This window comes from Micromonospora sp. NPDC047074, assembly GCF_040643815.1.
In the GTDB taxonomy this organism is placed as follows: Bacteria; Actinomycetota; Actinomycetes; order Mycobacteriales; family Micromonosporaceae; genus Micromonospora.
In genome coordinates this window covers 75456-98889 of record NZ_JBEYVB010000008.1, presented here as the reverse complement: position 1 = coordinate 98889, position 23434 = coordinate 75456, and the positions used below count along the sequence as shown (strand labels likewise).

The window sequence follows — 23434 nt, the reverse complement described above, 5'->3', positions numbered from 1 at the left end:
GTGCTCAGTGCGTACCGTCCGAGTTGTTGGAGCTGTTGGGGCTGCCGCCACCCACCGTCGCCTGGGCGCCGTCGGCCTGGGCCTGCACCTTCAGCGCGTCCTTCTCGGCCGGCGTGAGCACCGGCGGCTCGGTGGAGGGCTGGCGCTTGCCGAAGCCGTTGTACGGCGCCATCGGCGGCCGCTTGGCCACCCGGGCGCAGATCCGGGCCATGTCGGCGGTGGAGAGGGTCTCCTTCTCCATCAGCTCCAGCACGATGTTGTCCAGGACGTCCCGGTATTCCACCAGGATCTCCCAGGCCTCGTCGTGGGCCAGCTCGATCAGCGCCCGCATCTCGCCGTCGATCTCGGCGGCGACGGCGTCGGAGTAGTCCCGCTCGTGGCCCATGTTGCGGCCGAGGAACGGCTCGTCGCCGCTGGTGCCGTACTTGATGGCGCCGAGCTTGGAGCTCATGCCGTACTGCGTGATCATCGCGCGGGCCAGTTGGGTGGCCTTCTCGATGTCGTTGCCGGCGCCGGTCGTCGGCTCGTGGAAGACCAGCTCCTCGGCGGCGCGGCCACCCAGCGCGTACGCCAGGGTGTCGACCATCTCGGCGCGGGTCTGGGTGTACTTGTCCTCCGTGGGGAGCACCAGGGTGTGGCCGAGCGACCGGCCGCGGGACAGGATCGTCACCTTGTGCACCGGCGCGGCGTGCGGCAGCGCCCAGGCGACCAGCGCGTGCCCACCCTCGTGGTACGCGGTGATCTTCTTCTCCTGGTCGCTCATCACCCGGGTCCGGCGCTGCGGGCCGGCGATCACCCGGTCGATCGACTCCTCCAGGGAGTCGTTGGTGATCGCCCGCTGGTCCTTGCGGGCCGTGAGCAGCGCGGCCTCGTTGATGACGTTGGCCAGGTCGGCGCCGCTGAAGCCCGGGGTGCGCCGCGCCACCGAGTCGAGGTCGACGTCGGGGGTGAACGGCTTGCCCTTGGCGTGCACCCGCAGGATCGCCTTGCGGCCCTCCATGTCGGGGGCGTCGACCGGGATCTGCCGGTCGAAGCGGCCCGGGCGCAGCAGCGCCGGGTCGAGGATGTCGGGCCGGTTGGTGGCGGCGATCAGGATGACCCCGCCCTTGGTGTCGAAGCCGTCCATCTCGACGAGCAGCTGGTTGAGCGTCTGCTCGCGCTCGTCGTGGCCACCGCCCATGCCGGCGCCGCGGTGGCGACCGACGGCGTCGATCTCGTCGACGAAGACGATCGCCGGGGCGTTCGCCTTGGCCTGCTCGAAGAGGTCGCGGACCCGGCTGGCGCCGACACCGACGAACATCTCCACGAAGTCCGAGCCGGAGATCGAGTAGAACGGCACGCCGGCCTCGCCGGCGACCGCGCGGGCCAGCAGCGTCTTACCGGTGCCGGGCGGGCCGAAGAGCAGCACGCCCTTCGGGATCTTGGCGCCCAGGGCCTGGTACTTGGCCGGGTTCTGCAGGAAGTCCTTGATCTCGTGCAGCTCCTCGACGGCCTCCTCGGCGCCGGCCACGTCCGCGAACGTGGTCTTCGGCGTGTCCTTGGTGATCATCTTCGCCTTGGACTTGCCGAAGTTGAGCACGCGGGAGCCGCCGCCCTGCATCTGCGACATGAAGAAGAGCAGCAGGAGCACCAGCAGGACGATCGGGAGCAGGTTGACCAGCAGGCTCACCCAGATGCTGTCGGACGACACCTTGGCGTCGGCCGGGCCGGTGACCCGGTTGTTGGCCTTGGCCTCGAGGACCTCGTTCCAGACCTCGTCGCCGACCTCGTAGGGGAACTGCGCCTCGATCCGGTCGGTGTTCGTGTCGCCGAACTTGGCCTTCTGCTCCAGGTCGAGCTGGATCGTCTGTTCCTTGTCCTGGAAGACGACCTTTTTGATCTTGCCGGTGTTGAGCTGGTCGAGCGCAACGGACGTGTCCACCCGGTGGTAGCTGGGACCAGCGGTGAACAGTTGACTGAGCACAACGGCGCCGAGGATGACCAGGATGATCCAGACCACCGGTCGGCGGAAGAAACGCGTACGTTCCATGCTGTTGTCGAGCGCCGGGGCGCCCGCATCCTCCTGATCGACGTCCTGACCGTCTGATGATGTCGCCGCGTGTGGCGGCGGCCGGAGCCGCCGTGCGGGCCGGCTCGACCCCGAGGCACGAAACTGCCGCGCCGCGGTCATTCGACGGTACACCGTGCACGCGAGGAGTGAGCTTGCGAGCCCCGCAGTCGCGCACAAAGGGAACATCGTGTGCGCGAGGAGCGAGCCTGCGAGCCCCGCAGTCGCGCACAGCGAAACACTGTGCGCGCGCGGAGCGCGCCTGCGAGCCCAGTACCTACGCGTCGGGCGGACCGGGTCCAGCCGACGTGACGGAAGCTCCGCGCCCGGTCTCCCGACCGCCGGTCCCGCGGTTCGAGGGGGCCGAGCGTGGAGGGTGCCTCCACGCCACCGACCTACACCGTAGACCGATTGACTGAGAGCCCGCTGAACGTCCGCTCGACGGACGCCGATGCGAGCGGGACTCGGGCCGCGGCGCGGGACGGGTCGGGCGCGGCGGCGGTGACTCAGGTGCGGGCGTAGACCTCGGGCTTGAGCACGCCGACGTAGGGCAGCTCCCGGTAGCGCTCGCCGAAGTCGAGGCCGTAGCCGACGACGAACTCGGTGGGGATGTCGAAGCCCACGTACTTCACCGGAACCGGCACCTTGACCGCGTCGGGCTTGCGGAACAGCGCGACGACCTCGACGCTCGCGGCCGAACGGGACTCCAGGTAGCGCAACAGCCAGGAGAGGGTCAGACCCGAGTCGACGATGTCCTCGACCACGACCACGTGCCGGCCGGCGATGTCCCGGTCGAGGTCCTTGAGGATGCGGACCACCCCGGAGGAGGTGGTGCCCTGGCCGTAGGAGGAGATGGCCATGAAGTCCAGCTCGGCGGGCGGCCCGCTGCGGCCCAGCGCCCGGGCGAAGTCGGCCATGAACATCACCGCGCCCTTGAGGACGCAGACCAGCAGGAGCCCGTCATCGACGTCGGCGTAGTCCGCCGAGACCTGCTTGGCGAGTTCCGCGGTCTTCTCGCGGATCTGCGCCTCGGAGATGATCACGTGGTCGATGTCGGCGTCGTACCAGGAGCCGTCAGCCATGGCTCCTAGCCTGCCGTACGCCGGTTGGCTTCCGTCGGCGGGGCCGCCCCTTTGGGCGCGGTCCCGCCGACGACGAAACTTCGCGGGGACGACCAATCACCTCAGCAGAACCGCGACCGCCAGCGCCGACCGTCGTCGGAGGGCTTCCAGTCGGCCGAGTCCCGGCTGTCGACGGTGAGACCGGCGGCCGAGGCCGCGGCCAGCAGGACGAGGAGCAGAAGAAAGAACAGGATTCCCATGGCGGCGCTCGCTTTCGCATGATTGCTGTCGTTTTCGCCGCCGGTGCGCACCGGACTGGAACCAGTCTCCGCCAGCCGGCGAGCGCCGGACAGTGGCAGATATGCCATGCCTACTCGATTTTCTGCCACCGGCTTGGTTACCCTCGTCACATGCTCAGATCGGTCGCCGTCCTCGCCCTGGATCCGGTCGCCACGTTCGAACTCGGGGTCGTCACCGAGGTCTTCGGCACCGACCGCACCGCCGACGGGTTTCCCGGCTACGACTTCAGCCTGTGCAGCCCGGACGGGGGCCCGGTCCGCACCTCGTCGGGCTTCCACCTGATTCCGAACGCCGACCTCGGCCCGGTCGAGGAGGCCGACCTGGTCGCCGTCCCGGCCCACCACCACAGCACCGTCCCGGCCACGGTGCTCACCGCGCTGCGCCGGGCCGCCGACCGCGGGGCGTACGTGCTCAGCCTCTGCTCCGGGGCGTTCGTGCTGGGCGCGGCCGGTCTGCTCGACGGCCGCGAGTGCACCACCCACTGGCGGTACGTCGACGAACTGGAACGCCGCCACCCGACCGCCCGGGTGCGGTGCAACTCGCTGTACGTGCAGGACGGCCGACTGATCACCAGCGCCGGCACGGCGGCTGGCATCGACGCCTGCCTGCACCTGGTCCGCCAGGAGCACGGCTCGGCGACGGCCACCCGGCTCGCCCGCCGGATGGTGGTGCCCCCGCACCGCGACGGCGGGCAGTCCCAGTACATCGAGGCGCCCATCCCCAAGACCCCGGAGGCGCCGACCCTGGAGCCGGTGCTGGAGTGGCTGATGGGGCACCTCGACCGGCCGGTGACCGTCGACGAGCTGGCCGCCCGGGCGGGGATGGCTCCGCGTACGTTCGCCCGGCGGTTCCGCGCCGAGACCGGCACCACGCCGCACGACTGGCTGACCAACCAGCGGGTGCTGCTGGCCCGGCGGCTGCTGGAGGAGACCGGGCTCACCGTCGAGGCCGTCGCCGACCGGGCCGGTTTCGGCGACTCGGCGGCGCTACGGCACCACTTCGCCCGCCGGGTCGGCGCCACCCCGCACCGCTACCGGGCCGCCTTCCGCGACCGCGTGGGAGCCTGAGCCCGCCGCGATGGACAAGGCGGGCCGGCCCGGTCACCAGCCGCCCATGCCGCCCCCCACCCGCGGCTCCGAACCGACGACGTAACCGCCCTCCGGCAACCGCCAGATCGCCTGACCGTGCCCGAAGACCGCCGGCTCCTCCGCGACGGCGATTTCGTGACCCCGCGCCCGCAGCTCGGCCACCGCCGCCCGGCCCTCGTCGGTGGCGACCAGCTCCGGCTCGACCAGCACCGACCGCCCGGCGTGCCAGTACCAGCGCGGCGCGTCCAGCGCAGCCTGCGGGTCGAGCCCGCCGTCCAGCGTCGCCGAGAGCACCTGCACGTGCCCCTGCGGCTGCATGTGCCCGCCCATCACCCCGAACGGGCCGACTGGCCGCCCGTCCCGGGTGAGGAAGCCGGGGATGATCGTGTGGTAGGGCCGCTTCGCCGGCCCCACCGCGTTCGGATGCGCGGGGTCGAGGCGGAACCCGAGCCCCCGGTTCTGCAGGGCGAAGCCGTGCCCGGGCAACACCACGCGCGAGCCGAAGGCCAGGTAGGTCGACTGGATCAGGCTCACCATCATGCCGCCTGCGTCGGCGGTGCAGAGATAGACCGTGCCGCCGCGCTCCGGGTCGCCGGCCGTCGGCTCCCCGGCCCGCTCGGTGATCAGCGCCCGGCGGGCCGCCGCGTAGTCCGGCGAGAGCAGCGCCGTCGTCGGCACCGGCACCCGCTCCGGGTCGGCGACGTGGGCGTGCGCGTCGGCGAAACCGAGCTTCATCGCCTCGATCTGCCGGTGCAACCGCTCGGCGAGCGGCTGCCCGGCGAGGTCCACCCCGTCGAGGATGTGCAGCGCGAGCAGCGCGGCCAGACCCTGCCCGTTCGGCGGCAGCTCCCAGACCTCGTGCCCCCGGTAGCCGACGGACACCGGCGTCACCCAGGTCGAGGTGTGCCGGGCCAGGTCGTCGCCGGTGAGCAGGCCGCCGGTGCGGGCCGCGTGCGCCGCCAGCGCCTCCGCGATCCGGCCCCGGTAGAACTCGTCCGCCCCGCTGTCGGCGATCAGCCGCAGGGTCCGGGCCGCGTCGGGGTTGCGCCACCACTGCCCGGCCCGGGGCGCCCGGCCGCCCGGCGCGAACACCCGGCCGAACTCCGCGAACTCCGGGCCGGTCTGGTCGACGTGCGCGGCGAGCGCGCGGGACCAGATCGCCGCCACGCCCGGCGAGACCGGATGACCGCGCTCGGCGTAACCGATCGCGTCGGCGAAGAGGTCGGCGAAGGGCAACGAGCCGAACCGGTCGTGCAGGTCGCGCCAGCCGGCCGGGGCGCCGGGCACGGTCACCGGCAACCAGCCCCGGGCGGGCATCGCCGGCCCCACCCGCTGCGTGCCGCCCAGCGCGTCGACCGGGGCCGTGCCCTGCCCCGCGGTCGCGGCGAGCACCAGCTCGCGGGTCAGGGCCGCCGGGGACCGGCCGGAGGCGTTGAGGCCGTGCAGCCGCTCGCCGTCCCAGACGATCGCGAACAGGTCGCCCCCGATGTCGTTGGACGGGGGCTGCACCACAGTCAGGGCGATCGCGGTGGCCAGCGCCGCGTCGACGGCGTTGCCGCCGCGTCGCAGCACCGCCAGGCCGGCCGCCGCGGCCAGCGGCTGGCTCGTCGCCACCGCGCCGTGCGGCGCGAAGAGCGGCTGTCGGGGGTACGCCATGCGGAATGTCTACCGTCTCCCGGCGAATTCCGCGGCCCCGGAACCGGGCCCCGGGCCGACGGGCCCGACTCCGGGACCACGGGGTTACCCTCCGGCGGAACGGATCAGCGGGGACCGATGGCGGTGAGCCGACCGTCGCGGCGCAGCACCCGCAGCCCGCCCGGCAGATGCGCCGCCCCCTGCCCCCGCCAGCGGGTGACCAGCGCGTCCAGGGCGGTCACGTGCCGGTGCGACAGGGCGGCGGGCGCGGCGCCCAACTCCCGGGCCCAGGCGTGCAGCACCCGGCCACGCACCGCGGGCGGGAGGGCGGCCAGGGCCGGCACGGCCAGCCCGCCGTCGGGGTGCCGGACACCGGCCAGCGCGGCCCCGGCCAGTTCGTCGAGGACGGTGTTGTCCGCCGCCACCATCCGGGCCGTCCGGGCCAGGTTGTCCAGCACCCCGGGGCCGAGCGCGCGGACCAGTGCGGGCAGCACGTCGGCCCGGACCCGGGCGCGGGCGTACGAGGGGTCGGCGTTGTGCGGGTCCTCCCACGGGCTCAGCCCGAGCAGCGCACACGCCTTGCGGGTCTGCTCCCGGCTCACCTCCAGCAGCGGACGCAGCAGCGGCACCCCGTCGAGATCCCGGCGGACGGGCATCCCGGCCAGGCCGCGCGGGCCGGCGCCCCGGGCGAGCGCGAGCAGCACGGTCTCCGCCTGGTCGTCCCGGGTGTGCCCGGTGAGCAGGGCCACCGCCCCGACCCGGCCGGTCACCTCGGCGAGCGCCAGGTAACGGGCCTCGCGGGCAGCCGCCTCGGGCCCGCCCGGCCGGCCGGCCACCTCGACCCGCACCGACTCGACCGGCGCCAGGCCAGCCTCGCGGGCCCACGTCACCACCGCCTCGGCCCGTTGCGCCGAGCCTTCCTGCAGGCCGTGGTCGACCGTCACCAGACCGGCGGAGCGGCCCGTCCGGGGCGCGACGAACGCGGCGGCGGCGGCCAGCGCGAGCGAGTCCGCGCCACCCGAGCAGGCGACCAGCACCAGCCCTCCGGGCGGCAGGTCGGCCAGCGCGCGGCGGACCGCCACCCGGATCGCGGCCACCGGCGGGGCGAGCGCGGCCACGGGCGTACGGTCAGCCGACCGTCGGGGCCGGGCCGACCGGCCCGTGCACCCGGCTCACCCAGGCGTCCGGGTCGCCGAGTTCGTCGAGCCGGGGCAGGGTGAGCGGCGAGTCGAAGATCTTGTTGAAGCCCGCCATGCCGACCCGGTCGACCACGCCGTGCACGAACTTGCGGCCCTCGGCGTACTGGCGCATCTTGACCTCCACGCCGAGCAGCCGGCGGACCGCCTTCTCCAGCGGGTTGCCGGTCTCCCGGCGCCGGTTGAACGCCGCCCTGATCCGCTCGACGCTCGGCACCACCTGCGGGCCGACGCCGTCCATGACGAACTCGGCGTGCCCCTCAAGCAGGGTCATCAGCGCGGTGAGCCGGTCCAGCACCGCCCGTTGCGCCGGAGTCTGGACGAGGTCCAGCACGCTGGTGCGGCTCTCCGGGTTCTTCACCGCGTCGGAGAGCGTGGCCACGCCCCGGCGCAGCCGCTCCACCAGGTGCTCGCCGCCGTTCGACGAGGCGTCCACGAAGGCCTGCACCTCGCTGAGGAAGTAGGCCCGCATCCACGGTACGGCGGTGAACTGGGTGCGGTGGGTCACCTCGTGCAGGCAGACCCAGAGCCGGAAGTCCCGGGGGTCGGCCCCCAGCTTCCGCTCCACCTCGACGATGTTCGGCGCGACCAGCAGCAGCTGCCCCGGGTCGGCGGAGAAGACCTCGTACTGGCCGAGGACCCGGCCGGAGAGGTAGGCCAGCACCGTGCCGGCCTGCACGCCGGTGACCCGGGAGCCGATCGCGTCGGTCAGGGCTCCGGGCTGCTTGTCCTTGGTGAGCCGGCCGACCAGCGGGGTGATCACCTCCCGCAGCCCGGCGATGTTGGTCGCCGCCCAGTCCCGCCGGTCGACCACCCGCACCGGCGGATGGGACACCTGCGACCGCAGGCCCGTGTATTCCGCGACGTGCCCCGCCGCCTCGTCGGTCAGTCGCCGCAGCTCACTGACGACGTCGGTCGCCTCGGTGTAGGACACCCGGGGGCCCGACTTGCTCAGTGCCCCCGCGGTGGCGGCGGCCAGATCCCAGTCCACGAACTGCGCCATGCACCCCACGGTACCCGCGCCGGAACACCCCGGCCCGGGCTCGCGCCGGGCGATCGACGCCGGTCGCGCCCGTCAGCGGCAGCCGCAGCCGGCCAGGGCGGCGCCGATCCGGTCCAGCGCCACCCGGGCGGCCGTCAGCCCGTCCGGGGGCACCTCGTCGGTGAGCACGGCGAAGGTGAGCAGCCGCCCGTCGGTCGTGCTGACCAGGCCGGCGATGGCGTGCACCTTGGTCAGGGTGCCGGTCTTGGCCCGGATCACCCCGGCGCCGGCCTTCGTCGCCGCCGTCTGGTACCGGTCGGCGAGGGTGCCGGACCAGTCGGCGACGGGCAGGCCGCCGAAGATCGCGGCCAGCTCGGGGCGGCTGCCGTTGCCGGCGAGCGCGATCAGTTCGGTGAGCAGCGAGGGGCTGATCCGGTTGGTACGCGACAGCCCGCTGCCGTCGGCCAGCGTCAGCTCGTCGGCCGGCAGGCCCAGCTCCGCCGCCACCGCGTCCATCGCCCTGCCGCCCCCGGCGAACGAGGCGGGCTCGTCGCGGGCCAGCGCGACCTGGCGGGCCAGCGCCTCCGCGATGATGTTGTCGCTGTCTCTGATCATGATGTCGACCAGCCGGACCATCGGCAACGACTCCACCCTGCCCAGCTCCGCGCCGGGGCCGGAGGTGGCGGCGGCGGGGGCGGTGCCGCGCTGGACCGCGTCCGCCGGCACCCCGAGCAGCCGGGCGAAGGACCGGGCGGCCGCGAGGTCGGGCCGCGCGGTGCGCTCGGCCCAGTGGTTGCCGGCCCTGTCGTCGCGTTTCGCGCGCGGCACGTCGCTGCGGGCGCCATCGGTCATCAGCGCCGTCACCGCGCCGCCGTAGCCACCGGTGGGGATGTCGGGGTCCCAGCCCGGCTCGTATACGGGACCGGAGTAGAGCGACGGGTCGAAGACGACCCTCGTCGGCTTCGTGCCCCCCGACGCGGCGCGCACCTGGGCGGCCAGATCGTCGAGGCGGGCCGCCCCCGGGTAGAAGCCCTTCGCGTCGACCGCCAGCGTGGGGTCGCCGCCACCGACGATCACCACCTCGCCGGGGGCGGCACCGGCCACCGCCCGGGTCGGGATGCGGTACGCGGGACCGCGCGCCGCGAGCACCGTCACCCCGGTCACCAGCTTGGTCACCGAGGCCGGCACCGTGCCGTCGTCCTCGCCGCTGCCGAAGAGCGGCTGGCCGGTCGCCACGTCGGTCACCGAGACGTTCACCCGGTCGCCGAGGGCGGGCACGGCCACGAGCGGGGCGAGCGCCGCGCGTACGCCCTCGGGGGTGGGCAGGGGTGCGTTCGCGTCCGCGCCGGCCAGCACCGCCACGGGTGCGGGTTCCGCCGCCTGGGCGGTCTCCCTGCCGGCGGGCTCGTCGCCCAGCCAGTCGGCCAGCGGGCCCGGACGGACCACGGCGAGCCCGACGGCGGCCAGGACGAGCACGAGTGCCGCGGCCAGCGTGACCGGCAGGGCGCGGCGGCGGGCCGGGCCGGCTGCGGCGGGCGCCGTCCGGTGCGGGGCTGCCGGGTCGGGTGGCCCACCGGCGGGGCGGTTCGCGGCGGCGGCCCACAGGTCGGGCGCCCCCGGAGGGGACGCCTGGCCGGCCTGATCGGCGGGTACTGCCTGACCGGCGGGTACGGCCTGGCCAGCAGGCACGGCCTGCCCGGCACCGGGCACCGGGCCGGGCGCAACCTCGTGGCCGGAGGGCGGACCGCCCGGCCGGTCGGGGCCGCCCGGGGATCCGGGCGTGCGGGGGAGATGGGCGTCGGGCACCGGGAACCGCCCGGTGGCCCTGCCGGAAGCAGATCCTCCGGTACCCCGTCCAGCACCCGCCTCCGGACGGTAGTGTGAATCTTCCCTCCCCACGACCCCCTCCTCCCCCGCGAAAATCTGCTTGGGTGACACTACTTCGGTCCGAACACTATGCGGCGGCCGGAGCCGGCGGGTGGGCATTCATCCGTACGGGAGCGGCGTGCCGCTGGTTTCCGTTGGCCAGCGTGGGCAAACGAGGGAGCGTGCAGATGGATTTCGACGTGACGGTTGAGATCCCCAAGGGTCACCGCAACAAGTACGAGGTCGACCACGTGACCGGCCGGATCCGGCTGGACCGTACCCTCTTCACCTCCACGCAGTACCCGGCTGACTACGGCTTCATCGAGGGCACACTGGGCGAGGACGGCGACCCGCTGGACGCCCTCGTGCTGGTTCCCGAGCCCACCTTCCCGGGCTGCCTGATCCGGTGCCGCACCATCGGCATGTTCCGGATGACGGACGAGAAGGGCGGCGACGACAAGGTCCTCTGCGTGCCCTACGAGGACCCGCGCCAGGAGCACCTGCGCGACATCCACCACCTCGGCGAGTTCGACCGGCTGGAGATCCAGCACTTCTTCGAGGTCTACAAGGACCTGGAGCCCGGCAAGTCCGTCGAGGGCGCCACGTGGGTGGGGCGCATCGAGGCCGAGGCGGAGATCGCGGCGTCGTACCGGCGCGCCAAGGAGGCCGAGGCGCGCGGCGAGTCCGCGCACTGACCCGGCACCGACCACCGACGGGCCCGGGGGCCGCTCAGCCGAGCAGCCCCCGGGCCCGTTCGTACAGGTCGAGCACCGCGCAGGCGACCGGCACCACCGACACCACCAGGGCGGTGTCGGTGAGGTCGGCGATCCGGCCGACGTACGGGGAGACCGGCCGGCGGGCGTACGTGGTGCCGGCGGTCACCGCCACCAGGGCCAGCGCCAGCCCGCCGACGACCAGCGCGAGCCGGCCGGTCGAGCCGGACCGGTCGACGAGCACGGCGCCCAGCACGGCGAGACCGGCAAGGCCGGCGACCACGGTCGGCGCCCGGTGGCGCAGCGCCACGAACAGCCGCGAGCGAAGCAGCAGCACGGCCGAGGCCACCGCCACCAGCAGCGGGCCGGCGACCCCGCCGGAGAGGCCGAGGACTCCGGCGGCGGCGACCGCCAGCACGGCGTGCCCGAGCAGCATGCCGGTGAGCATCTCCTCCGTCCGGGCCACCGCCGCGTAGACCCGGTCCCGGTCGGGCAGGTCGCGGGCCCGGTCGGCACCGACCGGCTCGCCGGTGGGCAGGGTGATCGGGGGCAGCGGCACCTTGCCGAGCCGGATGGCCAGCAGCGGGATCGCCCCGACGGCGAAGACCAGCACGCAGAGCAGGACCGCCGCCGTGCCGGCCGGGCTGAGCAGCAGCCCGCCGAGCGAGGCCAGCGCGCCGCCGAGCCCGGCGGTGGCACCCGCCACGAAGACCCGGAGCCGGGTGGCGACGCCGACCAGCCCGAGCACCGACACCAGCAGCAGCGCCACCGACCCGGCCAGCAGCTCGGGGGCGCCGATCCAGCGCAGCCCCGGGACCGGCCCGACCGGGTCGCCGGAGCTGACCGCGAGAGCGCCCGCCACGGCCGCGTAGGGCAGGGCGTAGCCGCCCAGGGTCGCGCCGGCCGGACCGTCCCCGTGGGCCCGGGACGCCACCACCCCGGCGAGCGTGAGCAGCAGCGCCAGCACGGCGGCGACCGGCCAGGCCGCCTCGTGCGCCGGGCCGCCGGCCGTCACGGCGAGCAGCCCGACGGCCAGCGGCACGGCGGCCCCGGCCAGGGCGGCGGCGCGGGTGGCGGCGGGTGACCACGCCCCACCGCGCCGCCGGGCGCCGTCGGCGATCGCCTCGACCACGTCGTCGTACTCCAGCTCGGGCCACTGCGCGCGGGCCGGCACCAGATGGAGCACCTCGCCGTCGCGGACGCCCTGCGGCAGCAGCGCCTGCGCGGTGGCCAGCACCGCCCCGTCGGTGCGCCGCAGCACCCAGCCGCCGTGCCGCTCGCCGTCGTCGGCCAGGCCCTCGCCGGCGTGGCGGAGCACCTCGGGCAGCAGCTCGGCCAGGGGCACCTGCTCTGGCAGGGCGACGTCCACCCGCCGCTGCGGGGCACTGATGGTGACCCGGGCCAGCCCGATTGTCATCGACTGATCTCCATGTTCGGCGGGGTTGGTGGCTGCGCGGACGACAGGACTTTACCTACCATGAGCCAGGCTCGGGTTACCGAGCGCTGTCAGGAGGTGCAGTGTCCACTGTCGTCATCAAGCGGCCGCCCCGCCGACCGGCTCCGGAGATCCCGGTGGGCGAGCTGCCGGTGGACGCGCCGCCGGAGATCCCCGCCGTCACCGGCGGGCGCTGGCAGCAGCTGCTCATGGTGCTGCCGATGCTCGGCGGCACCGTGGCGATGGCGATGATGTTCGGCCGCGGCGGCGGCGCCTACTCCTACGTGGTCGGTGGGATGTTCGGGCTCTCCTCGCTGGCCATGCTGATGACCTCGTGGGGCAGCGCCTCCGGCACCCCGAAGAAGTCGGAGATGATGGCCGCCCGGCGGGACTACCTGCGGCATCTGACCGCGCTGCGGCGCCGGGTCCGGCAGACCGCCGGGCGGCAGCGCGCCGGGCTCTACTACCGGCACCCGGATCCCGGTCGGCTCTGGTCGACCGTCGACAGCCACCGGGTCTGGGAGCGCCGCCCCACCGACCCGGACTTCGCCGTGGTCCGGGTCGCCGTCGGCCCGCAGACCCTCGCCACTCCGCTGGTCCCGCCGGTCACCCGCCCGCTTGAGGAGCTGGAACCGATGACCGCGGGCGCGCTGCGCCGGTTCCTCGACGCGTACTCCGTGGTGCCCGACCTGCCGGTGGCGCTCTCGCTGCGCGCCTTCGCCCGGGTCTTCGTGCGGGACGCCGCCGACGGCGGCGCCACGGGCGACGGCGGCGAGCCGGCCGCCCAGGCGCTGGCCAGGGCGATGCTCGTTCAGCTCGCGGTCTTCCACGCCCCGGACGAGCTGCTCGTCGCGGTCTGCGCCGGGCCGGAACGCCGGGCCGCCTGGGAGTGGGTCAAGTGGCTGCCGCACGCCCACCACCCCATCCGCACCGACGCCCTCGGCGCGGTCCGGCTGGTCACCACCACTGCCGTCGAGCTGGAGGGGCTGCTGGACGAGGTGCTGGCCAGCCGGTCCCGGTTCAGCCCCGCCGGCCCGGCCACCGACGGCCCGCACGTGGTGGTGGTGCTCGACGGCGGCGACCTGACCGGGGCCGCCGACCTGACCGGGGACGGCGGCATCGACGCGGTCACGGTCATCGACCTGGACACCCCGCCGCCACGCCTGCTGGACCGGTTCGCGCTGCTGCTGGAGCTGCGTGCTGGCCGGCTGGTCTCCCGGTCGTCCGAGGGGCACGCCGAGGTCGGCACGGCGGACCGGCTCGACCCGGTCGACGCGGAGGCGGTGGCCCGGCGCCTGGCCCCACTGCGGCTGGCCGCGACGGTTCGCGGCCCGGACGCCCCACCGGGCGCCGAGCTGGGCCTGCCCGAGCTGCTCGGCCTCGGCGACCCGGAGAGCTTCACCGCGGAGCAGGGCTGGGCGCCCCGCTCCAACCGGGACCGGCTGCGGGTGCCGATCGGGGTGGGCACCGACGGCGGCGCCATCGAGCTCGACCTGAAGGAGTCGGCGCAGGACGGGATGGGGCCGCACGGCCTGCTGATCGGGGCGACCGGCTCCGGCAAGTCGGAGCTGCTGCGCACGCTTGTGCTCGGGCTGGCCGCCACGCACAGCTCGGAGCAGCTCAACTTCGTGCTTATCGACTTCAAGGGCGGCGCCACCTTCGCCTCCTTCGACCGCCTGCCGCACACCGCCGCGGTGATCACCAACCTGGCCGACGCGCTGCCCCTGGTCGACCGGATGGTCGACGCCATCAACGGCGAGCTGGTCCGCCGCCAGGAGCTGCTGCGCCGGGCCGGCAACTTCGCCAGCCTGCGCGACTACGAGCGGGCCCGCGCCGCCGGCACCCCACTCGCCCCGCTGCCGTCGCTGCTGCTGATCTGTGACGAGTTCTCCGAACTGCTCTCGGCCAAGCCCGACTTCATCGACCTGTTCGTGCAGATCGGCCGGCTGGGCCGGTCGCTCGGCGTGCACCTGCTGCTGGCGAGCCAGCGGTTGGAGGAGGGGCGGCTACGCGGGCTGGACACCCACCTGTCGTACCGGATCGGGCTGCGGACCTTCTCGGCGCTGGAGTCCCGCACCGTGCTCGGGGTGCCGGACGCGCACGAGTTGCCCCGCTCCCCCGGCCACGGTTATCTGCGCTTCGGCACCGAACCGCTGGTGCGGTTCAGGGCCGCGTACGTCTCGGGGGCGGTGCGCCGGCGCGGCGCGGCGACGGGCGCGGGCGGCACCGGGGCCCCGCGGCTGCTCGCCTTCTCCACCCACCTCGTGCCCAAGCCGGAGCCGGTCGGGCCGCCCGCCCTGCCCGCCAGGGCCGACGAGGCGGGCACGGAGAGCGTGCTGGAGCTGATGGTCGACCGGCTGGCCGGGCAGGGCCCGCCGGCCCACCAGGTCTGGTTGCCTCCGCTCGGCCGGGCGCCGGCGCTGGACGAGCTGCTCGGGCCGGTCGGCGTCGACCCGGCGCGCGGGCTCACCTTCGGCAACCCGGAACTGCACGGCGGTCTCCAGGTGCCGGTGGCGGTGGTCGACAAGCCCTTCGAGCAGCGCCGGGACCTGCTCTGGCTCGCGCTGGAGGGCGCCGCCGGCCACGTCGCCGTGGTCGGCGGGCCGCAGAGCGGCAAGTCGACGGCGCTGCGCACGCTGGTCTGCGCCCTGGCGCTCACCCACACCCCGGCCGAGGTGCAGGTCTACTGCCTGGACTTCGGCGGCGGCGGGCTCGCCGCGCTGCGCGACCTGCCGCACGTCGGCGGGGTCACCGGCCGCGCCGACCCGACAGCCGTCCGGCGTACGGTCGGCGAGATCGCCACCCTGCTCGTCGACCGGGAGCAGCGCTTCGCCGAGCTGGGCGTGGAGTCGATGGCCGCCTGGCGGCAGCGCCGGGCCGCGCGGGCGGGCACCGACCAGCCCGGGGCCGACCCGTTCGGCGACGTGTTCCTGGTGGTCGACGGTTGGGCCACCCTGCGCGGCGAGTACGACGACCTGGAGCCGCTCATCACCGACCTGGCCACCCGTGGCCTGTCGTACGGGGTGCACGTGGTCGCGACGGCGGTGCGCTGGCTGGACTTCCGGCCGGCGATCCGGGACCTCTTCGGTTCCCGGCTGGAGTTGCGCCTGGGCGACCCGTCCGACTCGCTGGTGGCCCGCCGGGCGGCGGCCAACGTGCCGGAGAAGACCCCCGGCCGGGGCATCACCGCCGAGAGCCTGCACTTCCTCACCGCGTTGCCACAGTTGGGCACGCCCGGCGGGGACATGGCCGACCTGGTCAAGCAGGTGGCGGGGGGCTGGGCCGGCGCGGTCGCGCCCCCGGTGCGGCTGCTCCCGCCGGTGCTGCCGTACGCCGAACTCGACCTGACCGCGACGACCGGCCTGCACATTCCGGTGGGGATCGCCGAGGCGGACCTGCGCCCGGTGGTGCTGGACTTCGCCACCGAGCCGCACTTCGTGGTCTTCGGCGACGCCGAGTGCGGCAAGTCGTCGTTCCTGCGCGCGCTGGCCACCTCGATCATGACCCGGTTCACCCCCGAGCAGGCCCGGGTGATCCTCGTCGACTACCGGCGCAGCCTGGTGGACCTGACCGAGTCGCCGTCGCAGCACCTGATCGGGTACGGCTCCGCCGCCGCGTTCACCACCGACCTGATCGAGTCGGCGGCCAACTACATGGCGGCCCGCACACCGGGGCCCGACGTCACGCCCGCCCAGCTACGGCAGCGGTCGTGGTGGTCCGGGCCGGAGCTGTTCGTGCTGGTCGACGACTACGACCTGGTCGCCAGCGGCCCGGCCAACCCGCTGCGTGCACTGGAGGAGCACCTGCCGCACGCCCGGGACGTCGGGCTGCACCTCGTGCTCGTCCGCCGCTCGGGGGGCGCCGGCCGGGCCCAGTACGAACCGCTCGTGCAACGCCTCCGTGAACTGTCCACAGCGGGGCTGGTGATGGCCGGCAGCCCGGACGAGGGAGCGCTGGTCGGCCCGGTACGACCCGGCCCGCTGCCCCCGGGACGCGGCCGGCTGGTCACCCGGCGCGAGGGCGTACGCCTGGTCCAGCTCGCCCACCTGCCACCGCCGTGACCCGGGTCCTGCGGAACGGCCCGCAAGAGGCCAGGGAAACGGTAATCTCCGATCGTCGTGTTTGCGTCGTGATGAATGCCTGAGGATGTGACCACCGTGCGGCACAGCTGTCCGCCAGCGGCTCGGCGGATCGCCGGACGCGCGTTGCTGGGCGTGGCAGCCGCCGTCGTGGCGGTCGCCGGGCCCGCCGCCACGGCCCACGCCGCCCCTCGGCAGCCCGCCGCCGTTCCGGTGGCGCTCGCGGCCCCTGACAGCCAGAGCCGCTCCGACCAGGTCCGCGACGAGCAGTGGCAGCTCGACGTGTTGCAGGCCAAGACCGCGTGGCGCAGCTCGACCGGGCGGGGGGTCACCGTCGCGGTGATCGACTCCGGAGTGGACGGCAGCCACCCCGACCTGGCCGGCCGGGTGCTGCCCGGCCTCGACCTGGTCGCTCCCCCCGGGTCGGCCGACGGCACCGACCCGGTCGGGCACGGCACCACCGTCGCCGGGCTGATCGCCGGGCGCGACGACGACCGGCGGGGCGCCGTGGGCCTGGCGCCGGACAGCCGCATCCTCCCGGTGCGCGTCCTCGACGCCGAGAACCGCTACGACGACGCGCTGATCGTCGCCAAGGGCGTGCGCTGGGCCGTCGACAACGGCGCCCGCGTCATCAACCTGTCCCTCGGCGGTAGCGGCGACAGCCCCGCCCTGGCGGCCGCGCTCGACTACGCGTTCGTCCGGGACGTCGTGGTGGTGGCCTGCACCGGCAACGTGGGCAGCTCGTCCGACTCCAAGGTCTGGTACCCGGCGCGCGAGCCCGGCGTCATCGCGGTCACCGGGTCGGAACGCGACAGCGACAACCTCTGGTCCGGGGCGATCACCGGGCAGAGCACCGTGCTCACCGCGCCCGCGACGGGCCTCGTCGGGGCCCGACCGGGCGGCTACTGGCGGGTGCAGGGCACCAGCTTCGCGGCGCCACTGGTCGCCGCCACCGCCGCGCTGGTGCGGGCCCGCTACCCGGAGATGTCCGCCGGCGACGTGGTCAACCGGCTGCTGGCCACCGCCCGCGACATCGGCCCGAGCGGCCGGGACGACCGCTTCGGGTACGGCATGGTCGACCCGGTCGCCGCGCTGAACGCAGAGGTGACCCCGGTGGGGCGCAACCCGCTGGACGACCAGTCCTCGCCCGGCGTGGTCGGGTTCGGCCCGGCGCCGGGGCCGGCGCAGCCCGAGGCGGCGACGGTCGGCGACGAGCTCGACCTCGGCGCGCAGCGCCAGCAGACCCGGTGGGCGGCGCAGCCGGCGGGCGCGCACGCCGAGGCCACCCCGGAACGGCTGTGGACAGGAGCCGTGCTCTTCGTCGCCCTGCTGACCGGGGCCGCGCTGATGGTGCGCCGCTTCCGGCAGTGGGCTCCGCTGGCCGCCGCCCGGCGTCCCGAGCGGGCGTGGCGCCGGCCGCCGGCGCACTGACACCGGCAGCACCCGGCCGGGGTGCGCCGGGACGGACAGTCCGTCGACAGCGCAGGAAGGACCGGCCGGAGGGCCCGTACCGGGTCTGACCGGGCCGTGTCCCGGGTAGAACGGATGTCATGAGCAGCTCCGGCCCGCGCACCCTCGCCGCGCCGCCGCGATCCTCGTGGCGCGACCGCCGCCTGCACCCCGACCACGCCCGGGGGCTGCGGCTGACCCTCGCCGTCGGGGCCGCGTTCCTGGTGGTGGTCCCGTTCACGCTGCTGGCGGTCCTGGTCCTGGGCGACTGGCCCCCGCTGCACCGGATGGACACGGGGGTCACCGGCGCGCTGGCGGGCCACGCCGCCGACCATCCCGGGTGGGTACGCCTGATGACCACCTGGACCGACGTGTTCGCCCCGATGCCGCTGCGGCTCGGAGCCCTGGTCCTGGTCCTCTGGCTGGTGCGCCGGGGCGCCCGGCAACTGGCGGTCTGGGTCGCCGTGACCATGGCGGCCGGCGGGCTGCTCAGCCCGCTGCTCAAGCTGCTCTTCGGCCGGCCCCGGCCGGACCTGCCCGACCCGGTGGCCGAGGCGCCCGGGCTGGCCTTCCCGTCCGGGCATTCGCTCAACGCCGCCCTCGCCGCCGGGGTGCTGCTGGTGGTGTTCCTCCCGCACGCGGGGCCGGTCGCCAGAAGGATGGTGTGGACGGCCGCGTTGCTGCTCGCCCTGGTGACCGGGTTCAGCCGGGTGGCCCTCGGCGTGCACTGGACCAGCGACGTGCTGGCCGGCTGGCTGCTCGGCACGGCCGTGGTGGCCGCGACCGCCGCCGCGTTCACCGTCTGGCGGGCCGCCCCGCCCGGCCGGCCGGCACCGCCGCCCTCCCCCGGGCCCACGGGAAGCACGAGCGGCTGACCGGTCGCCCGTCCGGCGACGCTGAGCCCACGCGCCGGTCGACGCGATGCGACCGACCCGTCAGGTGCACTCGCCGGTACCGACGGAGCGGGTGCGTTCGGCGCCGGCCAGGGCCACCGGGCGGGCCTCGGCCGCGGTCACCGCGAAGCCGGTGTTCGGGTCGTCCTCCACCGCCGCGAAGATCACCCCGAGCACGAGCCCGTTCGACGAGACCAGCGGGCCGCCGGAGTTGCCGCTCTGCACGAGCGCCCGGATCGTGTAGACCTCCCGGGTCACGTTGCCGGCGGAGTAGATGTCGGGCCCGGTGATCCGGTCGACCTCCCGGATCCGCGCCGACTGGGCGTTGTACGGCCCGTCCAGCGGGAAGCCCAGCACGATCGCGTCGGCGCCGCTGCCCGCGTTGCCGGCCGCGAACCGCATCGACGGGCCGGGCAGCCCGGGTACGTGCAGGACGGCCAGGTCCCGGTCGGGGTCGTAGACGACCACCTTGCTGTCGTACCGCTCGCCGTTCAACTCGACGACGGTGGACCGGGTGCCGGCGACCACGTGCGCGTTGGTCATCACCCGGTCGTCGGCGTAGACGAAGCCGGAGCCCTCGATCCGGCGCGAGCAGCTCGGGGCGGAGCCGAGCACCTTGACCACCGAACGCTGGCTGTTGACCACCACCTGGGAGCCGGCGAGCGCCGGGTCCGGCGGGGACACCTGCCGGGCCCGGGTGGGCGCCAGGTCGCCGAAGACGTCGGGGAAGCCGTTGGTGTCGACGGTGTCCCGCAGCGCCGTGGAGAGCTGCTGCGCCTGGTCGGGCAGGACCCGGTCGACCACGGTGAGCAGCGCGCTGTTGCGGACCGAGGAGGCCAGCCAGGGCAGCGACGACGAGCCGAGCGGCACCGCGACGAGCCAGGCGACCAGCAGCACGGCGAACAGCGACACGAACGCCCCGCCGACGTCGTCGACCCGCTTCCCCACGTCGCTGGTGATCGTCTTGCGCAGGTGGGAACCGGCCCAGCCGGCGATCGCCTGGCCGACCACCGCCAGCCCGAAGACCGCCACGAGGGAGATCAGCACCCGGGTGCCGCTGCCCACGAACTGCTGTGCCAGCAGCGGCCCGAGCTGGAGGCCCGCCAGCGCGCCCAGGAAGAAGCCGGAGAACGACAGCACCCCGATGACGAAGCCCTGACGGTATCCGCTGATCGCGAACACGAGCATGAGCATGAGCAGTACGAGATCAACGGCGGACACGCGTCAAGCGTACGGGCACCGGGCTCGGGGGGTGCCCGTCGCTCGCGAAGGGTGACCGTCCGGTCAGCGCACCGGAGTTTCGTCGACCGCGTCGGTGCCGGCGGAGGGTGCCGGCGTGGCCCCGGTCGGCGGCAGGTCGATCACCCGGTCACGGGGCCACGGCCGGGCCCAACCGCCCATCTCCAGCAGCGCGGCCAGCACCCCGCCGGTGAAGCCCCAGACCACCATCCCGCGCGCCGAGAAGGCCGGACCGATCCACCCGCCCGGGTGCCGGACCCGCATCCGGTTCGCCGGGTCGACCAGCTCGGCGATCGGCAGCCGGGCCACGTGCGCCACCTCGGCCGGCTCCCGCGGGTGCACCGGGTGCGGCGCGTGCCACCAGGCGAGCACCGGGGTGACCACGAAGTCGCTGACCGGGATCCAGAGCTTCGGCAGCTCGGCCAGGACGGTCACGCTGGCCGGGTCGAGGCCGACCTCCTCGTTCGCCTCGCGCAGCGCGGTCGCCCGGGCGTCCGCGTCCTCCGGGTCGGCCGCTCCGCCGGGGAAGGCGGGCTGGCCGGCGTGATTGCGCAGGGACGCCGCGCGCTGGAGGACCAGCACGTCCGGGCCGGCGCCGGGTTCCTCGCCGAGCAGCACCAGCACGGCGCTCTCCCGCCCGCCGCTCTCCGGGGTGACCAGCCGGGTGAAGTCCTCGCTCCGGGCGCTGCCGAGCCGGGTGAGCAGCGGCTCCATCCAGCCTGGCGGTCGGCTCACGCCGCCACCTCCGCGCCCCACCGGGCCCGCCGGCTCACGCCGGCACCGTCAGCCCGAGGTGCTGCCGGACGAGGTCCGCCAGCCGGGCGTCGTCGAGCGCGCCGGAGGTGTCGACGTGCCGGACGCGGCCCTGCCCGTCGACGAAGACGGTCACGGGGATGGCCTTGCGCTCGAGCGCCCGTTTGAACGACTCGCCCTGGTCGAACAGGACGGGGAAGCGGAGGCCGAAGTCCTCCCCGATGCCCTTCGCGGCCTCGCGGGAGTCCTGGTTGTTGACCCCGATGACGTGCAGCCGGCCGGCGGCACGTTCGCTGAGGCGCTGGAACGCGGGCAGTTCCTCCTGGCAGGGCGGGCACCAGGAGGCCCAGACGTTGATCACCGCCGGGCCCCGCAGCTCCCGCAGGGCGAACGACGCGCCGCCGGTGAAGCACTCCAGGCTCAACTCGGGCAACGCCGCTCCCCCGCCGCCAGCCGGGACGGCCGGAGCGGCGGACGGGGGCGGGGTGCCGAGGGCGGAGCAGTCCTGGAAGGGCGACGGCCGGCTGGCGGCGGCCTTCTGCCGGGCGGACGGGCCGGGGTCCTTCTCCTCGGTGCCGGCGGTGCACCCGCCGACGGCCAGCAGCACGGGCACGAGCAGCGCGGCGAGTCGGCGGTTCGCGCTCACGGTGCCTCCGCCACGACGGCCTGGACCGGCACCAGCTCGGGGGCGACTCCGGCGGCCACCGCCAACTCCCGGGCCCGGGGGCCCTTGAGCAGCTTCGCCGCCAGCGGCGGCTCGGTCGGGCCGGTCCCGTACGACGGGCAGAGCCTCGTCAGCGTGCACGCCCCGCAGGCCGGCTTGCGGGCGTGGCAGACCCGGCGGCCGTGGAAGATGATCCGGTGCGACAGCATGGTCCAGTCGCGCCGGGGGAAGCGTGCCCCGATCGCGTGCTCGATCTTGACCGGGTCGGTCTCGTCGGTCAGCCGCCAGCGGTGGACCAGCCGCTGGAAGTGGGTGTCGACGGTGATCCCGGGGACGTCGAAGGCGTTGCCGAGGATGACGTTGGCGGTCTTGCGACCGATGCCGGGCAGCGTCACCAGGTCGGCGAGCTTGCCGGGGACCCGGCCGCCGTAGCGCTCCACCAGGGCCTGGCCGAGCTTGATCAGCGAGTCGGTCTTGTTGCGGTAGAAGCCGGTCGGCCGGATCAGCTCCTCCATCTCGGCCCGGTCCGCCCCCGCGTAGTCGGCGGCGCTCGGGTAGCGGGCGAACAGCTTCGGGGTGACCTCGTTGACCTTCTTGTCCGTGCACTGCGCGGAGAGGATCGTCGCGACGGCCAGCTCCAGGGGGCTGGAGTGGTCCAGTTCACAGTGTGCGTCGGGGTGGGTTTCGGCCAGCACCCGACCGATCCGCCGGGCGCGACGGGTGCGCCCGAGGTCGGTCTCGGTGAAGCCGGAGGAACTCGTGGTCACGCCGGCCAGCCTACGTCGCCCGGCCGACGCTCGGCCGGGCGCACGCGCCGTGGCGCCCCCCGGTCAGCCGCCCTGCGGCGTGCTGATCGCGCCGGAGTCGTCGAACTTCGCACCGGTCTCCGGGAAGTCGCTCTTGGTGAGCTGCTTCATCAGGCCCAGCCCGCGGTCGTCCTTGTCCATGGTCGGCTTGCCGATGGAGTTCATGTACGTCGAGGCGAACGAGCCGCCGGCCCAGCTGCCGTCCGGCTTCAGCGACACCTTCAGCACCCCGCCCCAGCCGAGCCGCCCGGCGTTGCTCAGCGAGTTGCCCCCGCCGGCGAAGTTGCCCAGGCTGTACGCGATCAGTCGGCCCTTGTAGAACTCCATGCCGCGCAGCACGTGCGGGCCGTGCCCGACGATCAGGTCGGCGCCGGCGTCGATCATCGCCTTGGAGAACTTCACCGGGTCGCCCCGGTTCTCGCCGAGGAACATCTCGGTGCCCGGCCGCACCCGGGTCTTCTCGGAGCCCTCGCCGCCCATGTGCACCTGCACCACCACGATGTCGGCCATGCCGGCCGCCTTGGTGATCACCTTCTTCGCCGCGGCGATGTCGGTGAGGCTGTTGGACCAGACGTACGACGAGAAGCCGGCGACCGCGACCTTGACCCCCTTGACGTCGACCACGGTGATCTGGTCGGGCGCCCCGGTGTGCGCCAGGTCGTACTTCTCCAGCGCCTTCTGGGTGTTCTCGTAGCCCTTCGGGCCGAAGTCGTAGCCGTGGTTGTTGGCCTGGTTGAGCAGGTCGAAGCCGGCGTCCTGCAGGTGCGCGGCGTACTCCGGCGGGGCCCGGAACTGGAAGCAGCGGGTCGAGTTCGGGCCGCACTTGCCGGTGCCGGTGTCGACGGTGAGCGGCTCCTCCAGGTTGCCCATCACCAGGTCGGCGGCGAGAGCCTTCTTGACCGAGTCGAAGAACCCCTTGCCGCCGTTGGGCGGCAGCCGGTTCGGCGCGTTGCCCATGATGATGTCGCCGGTCGCCGAGAGCGAGATGGTCTGCTCGGCGGGCTTCTCGGGCTCGGCCGACCGGACGGGGGCGCCGGTGCCACCGCCACCCGCGCCGGGTTCCCAGACCGCGTCGGCCCCGGAATCGGGGCCTCCGCAGCCGGCGGTGAGCAGGACGGCGAGCAGCGCGCCGACGGCGAGCGCGGCGCGGCGGCGCGGAGGGGAGGCGGCAGCGTACATCGAGCGCGACCTTATCGGGTACGCAACGCCGAAACGAGAGCCATTCGGA

The 23434-nt window shown here is 74.5% G+C and carries 18 protein-coding genes; 5 read left to right on the top strand and 13 right to left on the bottom strand.

The features are described from left to right. Positions 1–4 precede the first annotated feature (4 nt). The 3 genes from ftsH to ABZ809_RS14400 form a co-directional block, all read right to left on the bottom strand. Positions 5–2029 carry an ATP-dependent zinc metalloprotease FtsH gene (gene ftsH / locus ABZ809_RS14410; protein ID WP_357562923.1) on the bottom strand — a complete coding sequence of 675 codons (2025 nt, stop codon included), beginning with the start codon at positions 2027–2029 and terminating at the stop codon, positions 5–7. A gap of 524 nt (positions 2030–2553) precedes the next feature. Further along, positions 2554–3129, bottom strand: a complete 576-nt coding sequence (gene hpt / locus ABZ809_RS14405) for a hypoxanthine phosphoribosyltransferase (RefSeq protein WP_151455493.1) — start codon at positions 3127–3129, stop codon at positions 2554–2556. A 101-nt stretch (positions 3130–3230) separates the two neighbouring features. Further along, positions 3231–3476, bottom strand: coding sequence for a hypothetical protein (locus ABZ809_RS14400; protein ID WP_357563050.1), 246 nt, complete (start codon positions 3474–3476; stop codon positions 3231–3233). 42 nt (positions 3477–3518) lie between these two features. Here ABZ809_RS14400 and ABZ809_RS14395 point away from each other — a divergent pair, with 42 nt between their 5' ends. After that, positions 3519–4475: a helix-turn-helix domain-containing protein gene (locus ABZ809_RS14395; protein ID WP_357562922.1), complete on the top strand. Its 957-nt coding sequence runs from the start codon at positions 3519–3521 to the stop codon at positions 4473–4475. A gap of 33 nt (positions 4476–4508) precedes the next feature. Here the strand turns inward: ABZ809_RS14395 and ABZ809_RS14390 are convergent, their stop codons facing one another. The 4 genes from ABZ809_RS14390 to dacB all read right to left on the bottom strand — a co-directional run bounded on the left by ABZ809_RS14390 (position 4509) and on the right by dacB (position 9812). Then, positions 4509–6152 (bottom strand): gamma-glutamyltransferase family protein, encoded by a 1644-nt coding sequence (locus ABZ809_RS14390; RefSeq protein WP_357562921.1) that lies wholly within the window; start codon positions 6150–6152, stop codon positions 4509–4511. A 104-nt stretch (positions 6153–6256) separates the two neighbouring features. Next, positions 6257–7249: a tRNA lysidine(34) synthetase TilS gene (gene tilS, locus ABZ809_RS14385; RefSeq protein WP_357562920.1), complete on the bottom strand. Its 993-nt coding sequence runs from the start codon at positions 7247–7249 to the stop codon at positions 6257–6259. A 10-nt stretch (positions 7250–7259) separates the two neighbouring features. After that, positions 7260–8330 carry a zinc-dependent metalloprotease gene (locus tag ABZ809_RS14380; protein WP_357562919.1) on the bottom strand — a complete coding sequence of 357 codons (1071 nt, stop codon included), beginning with the start codon at positions 8328–8330 and terminating at the stop codon, positions 7260–7262. A gap of 72 nt (positions 8331–8402) precedes the next feature. Then, positions 8403–9812 (bottom strand): D-alanyl-D-alanine carboxypeptidase/D-alanyl-D-alanine-endopeptidase, encoded by a 1410-nt coding sequence (gene dacB, locus ABZ809_RS14375; protein WP_357563034.1) that lies wholly within the window; start codon positions 9810–9812, stop codon positions 8403–8405. Positions 9813–10363: 551 nt separating this feature from the next. Here dacB and ABZ809_RS14370 point away from each other — a divergent pair. After that, a complete protein-coding gene (locus ABZ809_RS14370; protein ID WP_357562918.1) occupies positions 10364–10870 on the top strand; it encodes an inorganic diphosphatase in 507 nt (168 codons plus the stop codon). Positions 10871–10904: 34 nt separating this feature from the next. Here the strand turns inward: ABZ809_RS14370 and eccD are convergent, their stop codons facing one another. Continuing rightward, complete coding sequence (gene eccD / locus ABZ809_RS14365; protein ID WP_357562917.1) at positions 10905–12305, bottom strand: type VII secretion integral membrane protein EccD; 1401 nt, start codon at positions 12303–12305, stop codon at positions 10905–10907. A gap of 101 nt (positions 12306–12406) precedes the next feature. On the opposite strand from eccD, the gene eccCa reads away from it, so the two are divergent. The 3 genes from eccCa to ABZ809_RS14350 all read left to right on the top strand — a co-directional run bounded on the left by eccCa (position 12407) and on the right by ABZ809_RS14350 (position 18726). After that, complete coding sequence (gene eccCa, locus ABZ809_RS14360) at positions 12407–16384, top strand: type VII secretion protein EccCa (protein WP_357562916.1); 3978 nt, start codon at positions 12407–12409, stop codon at positions 16382–16384. Positions 16385–16459: 75 nt separating this feature from the next. Beyond that, a complete protein-coding gene (gene mycP / locus ABZ809_RS14355) occupies positions 16460–17833 on the top strand; it encodes a type VII secretion-associated serine protease mycosin (protein ID WP_357562915.1) in 1374 nt (457 codons plus the stop codon). 119 nt (positions 17834–17952) lie between these two features. After that, positions 17953–18726: a phosphatase PAP2 family protein gene (locus ABZ809_RS14350; RefSeq protein WP_357562914.1), complete on the top strand. Its 774-nt coding sequence runs from the start codon at positions 17953–17955 to the stop codon at positions 18724–18726. Between the two features lie 60 nt (positions 18727–18786). On the opposite strand, the gene ABZ809_RS14345 is transcribed toward ABZ809_RS14350, so the two are convergent. The 5 genes from ABZ809_RS14345 to ABZ809_RS14325 form a co-directional block, all read right to left on the bottom strand. Further along, positions 18787–19965, bottom strand: a complete 1179-nt coding sequence (locus ABZ809_RS14345) for a MarP family serine protease (RefSeq protein WP_357562913.1) — start codon at positions 19963–19965, stop codon at positions 18787–18789. A gap of 63 nt (positions 19966–20028) precedes the next feature. Continuing rightward, the gene (locus ABZ809_RS14340) at positions 20029–20718 is read right to left on the bottom strand and encodes a CoA pyrophosphatase (RefSeq protein ID WP_357562912.1); all 690 of its coding nucleotides are present in this window, start codon (positions 20716–20718) and stop codon (positions 20029–20031) included. Positions 20719–20752: 34 nt separating this feature from the next. Further along, positions 20753–21382, bottom strand: coding sequence for a TlpA disulfide reductase family protein (locus ABZ809_RS14335; RefSeq protein ID WP_357562911.1), 630 nt, complete (start codon positions 21380–21382; stop codon positions 20753–20755). Beyond that, positions 21379–22167 carry an endonuclease III gene (nth, locus tag ABZ809_RS14330; protein ID WP_357562910.1) on the bottom strand — a complete coding sequence of 263 codons (789 nt, stop codon included), beginning with the start codon at positions 22165–22167 and terminating at the stop codon, positions 21379–21381. The genes ABZ809_RS14335 and nth overlap by 4 nt, the downstream gene beginning before the upstream one ends. 63 nt (positions 22168–22230) lie before the next feature. Then, the gene (locus tag ABZ809_RS14325; RefSeq protein WP_357562909.1) at positions 22231–23385 is read right to left on the bottom strand and encodes a CapA family protein; all 1155 of its coding nucleotides are present in this window, start codon (positions 23383–23385) and stop codon (positions 22231–22233) included. Positions 23386–23434: the final 49 nt, after the last annotated feature.

What these genes read in the sequence shown, in the direction of transcription:
- ftsH (WP_357562923.1), bottom strand. Translation starts at nt 2,029, where the DNA reads ATGGAACGTACGCGTTTCTTCCGCCGACCGGTGGTCTGGATCATCCTG.
- hpt (WP_151455493.1), bottom strand. Translation starts at nt 3,129, where the DNA reads ATGGCTGACGGCTCCTGGTACGACGCCGACATCGACCACGTGATCATC.
- ABZ809_RS14400 (WP_357563050.1), bottom strand. Translation starts at nt 3,476, where the DNA reads ATGGCATATCTGCCACTGTCCGGCGCTCGCCGGCTGGCGGAGACTGGT.
- ABZ809_RS14395 (WP_357562922.1), top strand. Translation starts at nt 3,519, where the DNA reads ATGCTCAGATCGGTCGCCGTCCTCGCCCTGGATCCGGTCGCCACGTTC.
- ABZ809_RS14390 (WP_357562921.1), bottom strand. Translation starts at nt 6,152, where the DNA reads ATGGCGTACCCCCGACAGCCGCTCTTCGCGCCGCACGGCGCGGTGGCG.
- ABZ809_RS14380 (WP_357562919.1), bottom strand. Translation starts at nt 8,330, where the DNA reads ATGGCGCAGTTCGTGGACTGGGATCTGGCCGCCGCCACCGCGGGGGCA.
- ABZ809_RS14370 (WP_357562918.1), top strand. Translation starts at nt 10,364, where the DNA reads ATGGATTTCGACGTGACGGTTGAGATCCCCAAGGGTCACCGCAACAAG.
- eccD (WP_357562917.1), bottom strand. Translation starts at nt 12,305, where the DNA reads ATGACAATCGGGCTGGCCCGGGTCACCATCAGTGCCCCGCAGCGGCGG.
- mycP (WP_357562915.1), top strand. Translation starts at nt 16,460, where the DNA reads ATGCCTGAGGATGTGACCACCGTGCGGCACAGCTGTCCGCCAGCGGCT.
- ABZ809_RS14350 (WP_357562914.1), top strand. Translation starts at nt 17,953, where the DNA reads ATGAGCAGCTCCGGCCCGCGCACCCTCGCCGCGCCGCCGCGATCCTCG.
- ABZ809_RS14325 (WP_357562909.1), bottom strand. Translation starts at nt 23,385, where the DNA reads ATGTACGCTGCCGCCTCCCCTCCGCGCCGCCGCGCCGCGCTCGCCGTC.